Source organism: Amycolatopsis sp. NPDC003731 (assembly GCF_053586895.1).
Map to the genome: position 1 here is coordinate 1 of NZ_JBSFNC010000258.1, position 7,255 is coordinate 7,255.

The 7,255-nt window shown below is 72.2% G+C and carries 8 protein-coding genes; 5 read left to right on the forward strand and 3 right to left on the reverse strand.

The features are described from left to right. Nucleotides 1-91: 91 nt before the first annotated feature. A complete protein-coding gene (locus tag ACWDN5_RS45675) occupies nt 92-1,432 on the forward strand; it encodes a pyridoxal phosphate-dependent decarboxylase family protein (RefSeq protein WP_449680674.1) in 1,341 nt (446 codons plus the stop codon). On the opposite strand, the gene ACWDN5_RS45680 is transcribed toward ACWDN5_RS45675, so the two are convergent. Next, entirely contained in the window at nt 1,426-1,818 is a 393-nt protein-coding gene (locus ACWDN5_RS45680) for a hypothetical protein (protein ID WP_310967353.1), read from the reverse strand. The genes ACWDN5_RS45675 and ACWDN5_RS45680 overlap by 7 nt on opposite strands. A gap of 152 nt (nt 1,819-1,970) precedes the next feature. Here ACWDN5_RS45680 and ACWDN5_RS45685 point away from each other — a divergent pair, with 152 nt between their 5' ends. Further along, the gene (locus tag ACWDN5_RS45685) at nt 1,971-3,164 is read left to right on the forward strand and encodes a glycoside hydrolase family 18 protein (protein ID WP_449680675.1); all 1,194 of its coding nucleotides are present in this window, start codon (nt 1,971-1,973) and stop codon (nt 3,162-3,164) included. Nucleotides 3,165-3,229: 65 nt separating this feature from the next. On the opposite strand, the gene ACWDN5_RS45690 is transcribed toward ACWDN5_RS45685, so the two are convergent. Further along, entirely contained in the window at nt 3,230-4,393 is a 1,164-nt protein-coding gene (locus ACWDN5_RS45690) for an MFS transporter (protein WP_449680671.1), read from the reverse strand. 54 nt (nt 4,394-4,447) lie between these two features. Between ACWDN5_RS45690 and ACWDN5_RS45695 the strand changes: the two genes are divergently transcribed. Together ACWDN5_RS45695 and ACWDN5_RS45700 are read left to right on the forward strand one after the other, a co-directional pair. After that, nucleotides 4,448-4,822: a MerR family transcriptional regulator gene (locus ACWDN5_RS45695; RefSeq protein ID WP_310967355.1), complete on the forward strand. Its 375-nt coding sequence runs from the start codon at nt 4,448-4,450 to the stop codon at nt 4,820-4,822. Then, nucleotides 4,819-5,832, forward strand: a complete 1,014-nt coding sequence (locus tag ACWDN5_RS45700; protein ID WP_449680672.1) for an RIP homotypic interaction motif-containing protein — start codon at nt 4,819-4,821, stop codon at nt 5,830-5,832. Before ACWDN5_RS45695 ends, ACWDN5_RS45700 begins: the two co-directional genes overlap by 4 nt. A 1-nt stretch (nt 5,833) precedes the next feature. Here ACWDN5_RS45700 and ACWDN5_RS45705 read toward each other — a convergent pair whose 3' ends face one another. Continuing rightward, nucleotides 5,834-6,259: a DUF5709 domain-containing protein gene (locus tag ACWDN5_RS45705; protein WP_310967357.1), complete on the reverse strand. Its 426-nt coding sequence runs from the start codon at nt 6,257-6,259 to the stop codon at nt 5,834-5,836. 81 nt (nt 6,260-6,340) lie between these two features. Between ACWDN5_RS45705 and ACWDN5_RS45710 the strand changes: the two genes are divergently transcribed. Continuing rightward, complete coding sequence (locus ACWDN5_RS45710) at nt 6,341-7,171, forward strand: cyclase family protein (protein ID WP_449680673.1); 831 nt, start codon at nt 6,341-6,343, stop codon at nt 7,169-7,171. The last annotated feature ends 84 nt before the right edge of the window (nt 7,172-7,255 follow it).

Here is a 7,255-nt window from a genome sequence, read left to right on the forward strand (position 1 = left end):
GCGAATGACTCATTCGGGACCTCCGGCGTCTCGAATGAGTCATTCGCGACCGTCGGCGGGGACCCGGGCTTACAGTCGGCGGGTGGACGACATGCACGCGCTCCTGGCCCGCGCCGCCGAGCTGGCCGCCGACTACCGGGCCACCCTCGCCGACCGGCCGGTCGCCCGGGCCGTCGATCCCGCCGTCCTGCGGGCCGGCTTCGGCGGCCCGCTCCCCAAGCACCCCACCCCACCGTCCGAAGTGCTCGAACACCTCGCGCGGGCCGCCGAACCCGGTCTCGTCGCCACCGCCGGACCCCGGTTCTTCGGCTTCGTCATCGGCGGCGCCCTCCCCGCCGCCACCGCGGCCGATGTCCTCGCCGCCGGCTGGGATCAGAACGGGTTCAACGCCGTGCTCTCGCCCGCCGCGGCCGCCGCCGAAGAGGCCGCCGGCAGCTGGCTCAAAGAGCTTCTCGGCCTCCCGGCCACCGCCTCCACCGGGTTCGTGACCGGTGGCCAGGCCGCGAACACCGCCGCCCTCGCCGCCGCGCGGCACCACGTTCTCGCCGAAGCCGGCTGGGATGTCGAACGCGATGGGCTCGCCGGCGCCCCGCCTGTCCGGGTCCTCGCCAGTGAAGAACGGCACGCCACCATCGATCGCGCGCTGCGGCTGCTCGGCTTCGGCACCCGGGTCGTCGAACCGGTCAAAGCCGGCCCGCAAGGCGCCATCGACGTCGAAGACCTCCGCAGAAAGTACGAAGCCGGGCCGCTGATCGTCTGCCTGCAGGCCGGCAACGTGAACACCGGCGCGTGCGACGACCTCCGCGCCGCGCGGGAAGCCGCGCCCGGCGCCTGGCTCCACGTCGATGGCGCCTTCGGGCTCTGGGCCGCCGCCAACCCGGCCACCAGGCCGCTCCTCGACGGCGTCGAACTCGCCGATTCCTGGGCCTGCGACGGGCACAAGTGGCTCAACGTCCCGTACGACTCCGGTTTCGTCTTCTGCGCCCGCCCGGACGTCCACGCCGCCGCGATCTCCTACCGGGCCGCCTACCTCACCGGCGCCGGCGAGGTGTCCGGCATGGGCGACCTGACCCTGGAGTCGTCGCGCCGCGCCCGCGGGTTCGCCGTCTGGGCGGCGCTGCGCGAGCTGGGCCGCGACGGCGTCGCCGAGCTCGTCGACCGCTGCTGCCGGCTGGCCCGCCGGTTCGCCGGGAAGCTCGCCGACGGCGGTGCCGAGATCGCCAACGACGTCGTCCTCAACCAGGTCCTCGTCTCCTTCGGCGGGGACACCGACGCGCTCATCCGGCAGGTCCAGGACGACGGCACCTGCTGGCTGGGCGGCACCACCTGGCGCGGCCGCCGGTACTTGCGGATCTCGGTGTCCGGCTGGACGACGACCGAGGCCGACGTCGACCGCAGTGCCGCGGCGATCCTCCGCCTCGCGCGTCAGTGACCTTCGCGCACCGAAAGCGCATCCGTCCGCCAGGCGATTTCCTTCTCGCCGCCGGTCGGCCAGCTCGACGACAGCCGGCGGCGGACGCTGCCCAGCGCGCCCAGCTCGGCCAGGTCCACCCCGGCGCCCTGCGCGGCCAGCGCCGACACCTCGGCCGTCGTGAGCGGCACGAAGTCGAAGTACTGCGCGTCTTCGCCGCCGGTCCAGTCGACGAACTCGGTGAAGATCGCGGCGAACGACTGCCCGCACTCCGGGCAGCGGCGCAGCGAGATGCTGAAATGCGACCGCTCGACCAGGCGATGGGTCTTGTTCAGCCGGGTCGTGCAGAACGCCAGCGCGGTCAGGGCGTCATCGCCGGAACAGCGGGCGCAGCCGAACTCGGTCATCGCCCGATCATCGCACGCGTGAATCCGCACCCGGCTGCGGAGGTACACCGAAACCCGCTGACCACACGATTCGCTCTGGTCCGCAGTGGTCTGGACCTGTTAGCCTCAGGCGTCCGCTCGTCTGGGCCGATGAGGAGAAACCCGTGCTCCGCATGAGAAAACGCATCGCCGTCGTCGCGCTCGCGCTCGCCGGTGCCTCCGTCGTCGCGCCGCCGGCGGACGCCGGGCAGGGCCAGGGCAAGGTGATGGCCTACTTCGCCGACTGGGACGTCTACGCCCGCGGCTACCACGTCAAGGACATCGAGACGTCCGGGTCGGCCGCGAAGCTGACCCACATCAACTACGCCTTCGGCAACGTGACGGGCGGCGGCTGCGCGGTCGGCGACCCGTGGGCCGACCACGACATGCCCTACGACGCCGCCACCAGCGTCAGCGGCCAGGCCGACAGCACCCAACCCGGCGCGCTGCACGGCAGCTTCAACCAGATCCTCCAGCTCAAGAAGCTGCACCCGAAGCTGAAGGTGCTGTGGTCCTTCGGCGGCTGGACGTGGTCCGCGGGCTTCACCGAGGCGGCGAAGAACCCGGCCGCGTTCGCGGAATCCTGCTACAACCTGGTCAACGACCCGCGCTGGGCGGGCGTCTTCGACGGCATCGACATCGACTGGGAGTACCCCAACGCCTGCGGGAACACCTGCGACACCAGCGGCCCGAAGGCGTTCACCGGACTGGTCAAGGCGCTGCGCGCGAAGTTCGGGCGCCAGCTGGTGACCGCCGCGATCACCGCCGACGGCTCGAAGGGCGGCAAGATCGACGCCACCGAGTACGGCGCCGCGAGCCGGTACCTCGACTGGTACAACGTGATGACCTACGACTACTTCGTCGCCGGCGCCAGTCCGAACGGGCCGACCGCGCCGCACTCGCCGTTGCGCGCCTACCCCGGCCTCCCGACCGCCGGCTACTACGCCGACGCGGCCGTCCAGAAGCTGCGCCACCAGGGCGTTCCGTCGTCGAAGATGTTGCTGGGCCTCGGGTTCTACGGCCGAGGCTGGGACGGCGTGACGCAGAAGCAGCCGGGCGGCACGGCGACCGGCCCGGCGCCCGGCACCTACGAGGCGGGCGTCGAGGACTACAAGGTCCTCAAGACCAAGTGCCCCGCCAACGGCAAGATCGCCGGTACGGCGTACGCGAAGTGCGGTTCGCAGTGGTGGAGCTACGACACCCCCGAGACGGCGTCGGCCAAGGCCGGGTACGCGAAGTCGCAGGGGCTCGGTGGCGTGTTCGCCTGGGAGCTGTCGGGTGACACGGCGAACGCGGAACTGCTGCGGGCCATCGCCGGCCGCTGCTGAAAAGCTGGAGGGCCCGGGCGCGAGCGCGTCCGGGCCCTTCGTCCATTCAGGACGTTCAGGACCAGTCAGGACCGGCCGGGGAATCCGTGCCGGCGGGCGCCGAGGACCACCGCGAGCACCGGCAGCAGGAGCACGAGCAGCGTCCAGGGGAAGGACGCCGGCCCGGCGGCGTCGAGCAGGACCCCGCCGGCCACGCCGCCCGCGGCCATCGCCGCGTTCCACAGCGTGACGAGCATGGCCTGCGCGTGGTCCGCCGCGGCGCCACCGGCGTTTCCGGCCGCCGTCTGCAGGAGCGTCGGGACGCCGCCCCAGCCGAACCCCCAGAGCGCAACGGCGGCGTAGACCAGCGCCGGGCTGCCCGCGAACAGCGCCAGCAGCGTCGCGGCCGCCGCGACCAGGAGCGTGCTGAGCACGGTCAGCGCCCGCAGCGCGCGGTCGATCCGGGCGCCGACGATGCCGATGCCGGCCATCGACGCGATCCCGAACACCAGCAGCACGACGTCCACCGCGTCCGCCATCCCGGCGTGGCCGAGGAAGGCGGCGACGTAGGTGTAGAGCACGGTGTGCGCCAGCACGAACACCAGCGTCACGGCGAGCACGGGCACGACACCGGGGACGCCGAGCGTGCGCAGGACCGGCGTCCGCCCGGCCGTCTGCCCCGGCTGGTCCGGGACCGCCGCGGCGATCCACCCGAGCAGGCCGACCGCGATCGCCGACATGACGCCGAACGCCGAGCGCCAGCCGAGCAGGCCGCCCAGGAACGTCCCGGCCGGGATGCCGAGCGAGAGGGCCAGCGGGATGCCGGCCATCACGATCGCGATGGCCCGGCCCTGGTGGTCCGGGACGAGCCGGCGCGCGTAACCGGCGAGCAGCGCCCAGACGACGCCCGCGGCCACCCCGGCGACGAAGCGCGCCACCATCATCAGCGCGTAGTCCGACGACAGCGTCGTGACCGTGTTGGCCACCGCGAACCCGGCGACGCCGGTGAGCAGCAAGCGTTTGCGGGACCAGCCCGCGGTGGCGGCCGACAGCGGGATCGCGGTCAGCGCGGTGCCGAGCGCGTAGATCGTCACCGCCTGGCCGGCCGCGGCTTCGCCGACGCCGAGACCGGCGCTCATCCCGGGCAGCACGCCGGCGGGCAGCGCCTCGGTGAGCACGGTGACGAACGCGGCGGTGGCCAGGGCGAGGAGGGCGGTGAGCGGGAGAGCGCGGGTCCGGATGTTCGTCATGCCGCTATGCTCGAACCCTCACATTGATGTGAAGGTCTACGTGAGGTGGGGCACATGCGGATCGGCGAGCTCGCGGAGCGCACGGGTACGTCCCGGCGGCTCCTCCGGTACTACGAGGAGCAGGGCCTGATCATCGCGAGCCGCGGCCCGAACGGGTACCGCGACTACGACGAGCCGACGGTCGACCGGGTGATCCAGGTGCGCGGCCTGCTCGACGCCGGCCTGCCCACCCGGATCATCAAGCAGATCCTGCCCTGCCTGGACAAACCCCGCACGATCTACTTCCCGGACGCGACCCCGGAGATGATCGCGACCCTGGAAGCCGAGCGCGACCGCATGACCCGGCGCGCGGAATGCCTGCTGCGCAACCGCGACGCGATCGGCGAGTACCTGGCCGCGGTCCGCGAGTACGACCCGGCCGTCCGGTGACCGGCGACGACTGGCTCCTGGAACCGGTGCCCTGGCGGGAACTTTCCCGCCAGGTGGCCGACCCGGACGAGCCGCTGATCGGCGCGACCTGGCAGGGATCGCCGGTCGCCGTCGTCGCGCCGAAGGTGGTCGAGGAGTGGGCCACGGCGGCGCAGGCCGCGTTCTTCCCCACCGCGGACGGCGCCGCGCAGGTCGTGGACGTCCCGGCCACGCTCGAGGCCGAGGGCGTCACCGGGCTGCTGCCGCCGAACGCGCTCGTCATCAAGAACTGCGCGGGAATCCAGCTGGGCGACCGGAATTCGCAGACGAACATCCACAAGTTCCGGGTCGAGGACGTCCGGATCACGCTGGACAAGACGCTGGCGCGCACGCTGGCGGCGAGCCTGCCGCCGTCGGCGTCGCCGGTGGAAGGCTGCACGAAGGTGGCGATCTGGAACTCGCGAGGCGTGCAGATCGGGGACGGCAACCACCAGCGCAACGTGTTCCGGCACGTCGTCAAGGGCCCGGAAGTCCCGCTGGGGCCCGTCGATCGCGCGGTGGTGGACAAGCTCCGCGAGGGCCGGCTCGACGCGGCCGAGCGGGCGCTGCACAAGATGGTGCGCAAGGTGTTCGAGCAGGACGCGGCCGCGCTGTACGCGGCGCTCGACGTGACGTGCAACGAGAATAGCCCGGCACCGCCGGCGGTGCTCGAGGACACGATCACGTCGGCGTACGGCGAGGGCAACAAGCAGAAGATCCGCGAGGTCATCGACGTGCGCGCGCTGGACCTCACGGATCTGCTCGCGGCCTTGGTGACCGACGAGCCGCGCGGGGCGTTGAAGAAGCTGCCGGAGGAGGCGGTGGAGGAGGCCGTGGAGGAGCCTGCGGGGGAGGCCGTGGAGGAGCCCGCGGAGCCGGCGGTGGAGGAGCCCGCGAAGCCGCCGGAGCCCGAGCTGCCGGCGGTGAAGGCACCTCGCCCGCCGGCCGTCGAGCCGCCCGAACCCGAAGGGCCGTTCTGGAGCTTCCGCTAGCTCACCAGCGGCGGGACGGGTCGATCACGTGGACCGCCGCTTCCTCCGCCGATGCCGCGCCGTCGTCGATGCCGGCGTCCGAGGCGTACAGCTCTTCGTCGGCGTCTTCCCCGAAGCCTTCGTCCGTGGCGACCAAGCGGCCCGCGCGGACGTCGCCGACCTCGTCGTCGATCAGTTCGCCGTCGGTGTCCTCGGTGTCGCCCAAGCCGTCGTCGTCGAGGTCGTCGGCCAGGTCGGGGACTTCGCGGGCGAGGCGGCCCGCCCAGCTTTCACCTTCCGCCGTCTCGCGCGCGGTGGTGCCCCAGCCTTCGGTGGCCTGCGCGCGTTCCGGTGGTGAATAACCCTCCGCGAGCTCGTCGCGGTCGTCCAAAGTGTCCTCGGGGTCGAGGATGCCGTTGTCGGCGTTGTCTTCGATGTCGTCGTCCACGGCCACATCTTCGCGCAACTCATTGGCCGCGCCCAGTCCGGGTGATATGACCGTGGAAACAAGGCCGAAAGGTGATCCCTCATGCCGATGAGACGCAGGGTGCTGGCCGCGGGGCTGGCCGGGGTGTTCGGCGCCGCGCTGTCCGGGCGGACGGCGCAAGCCTCGGAAGCCACCGGAGCCGCGCCGCCGGTGCGGCTCGACCAGCTGAACCTGGTCAACCTCTCGCACGTCAACGACCCCGCCACGACCAACGTCTTCCCCGGAGACCCGGCCTTCGAGCTGGAGACCATCGCCACCATCCCCGAAGACGGCTACTACCTGCAGTTCGTCCGCGAAGGCGAGCACACCGGGACGCACTGGGGCGCGCCCGGGCACTTCAACACGGGGGAGCCGCTCGCCGACGACATGGACCCGGCGGACCTGTTCCGGCCCGCCGTCAAGATCGATGCCCGCGCGAAGGCGGCGCACAACCCGGACTACGCGGTCACGATCGACGACCTCAAGGCCTGGGAAAAGCGCCATGGCCGGATCCCGAACGAGTCCGTCGTCGTGCTGTGGACCGGCTGGGACGCCAAGTGGGGCACCCCGGCCTTCCCGAACACCGGCGCCGACGGCGTCCTGCACCAGCCCGGGTTCTCGATCCCGGCGGTGCAGTGGCTGATCGACACCGGCCGGCTGGGCCGCCGCGGCGGGACGGGCACCGACACGTTCAGCCCGGACGTCGGCACCGACGAGACGTACACGGTGTCCAAGCTGGTCTACCGGCGGCACCGGATCAGCCTGGAGATCCTGGCGAACCTGAAGGCCCTGCCGACGACGGGCGCCTGGGTCCTCGCCGGCGGCCCGATCAACCGCAACGGCGCGGGCTCGACGGCGACGATCTTCGGCGTGCTCCCGCCGGGGGTGAACTAGCCGCGTCCGAACGTCGCGAATGACTCATTCGGGACCTCGGACGTCCCGAATGAGTCATTCGCGGCAGCGGTCAGCCGGCCGAGA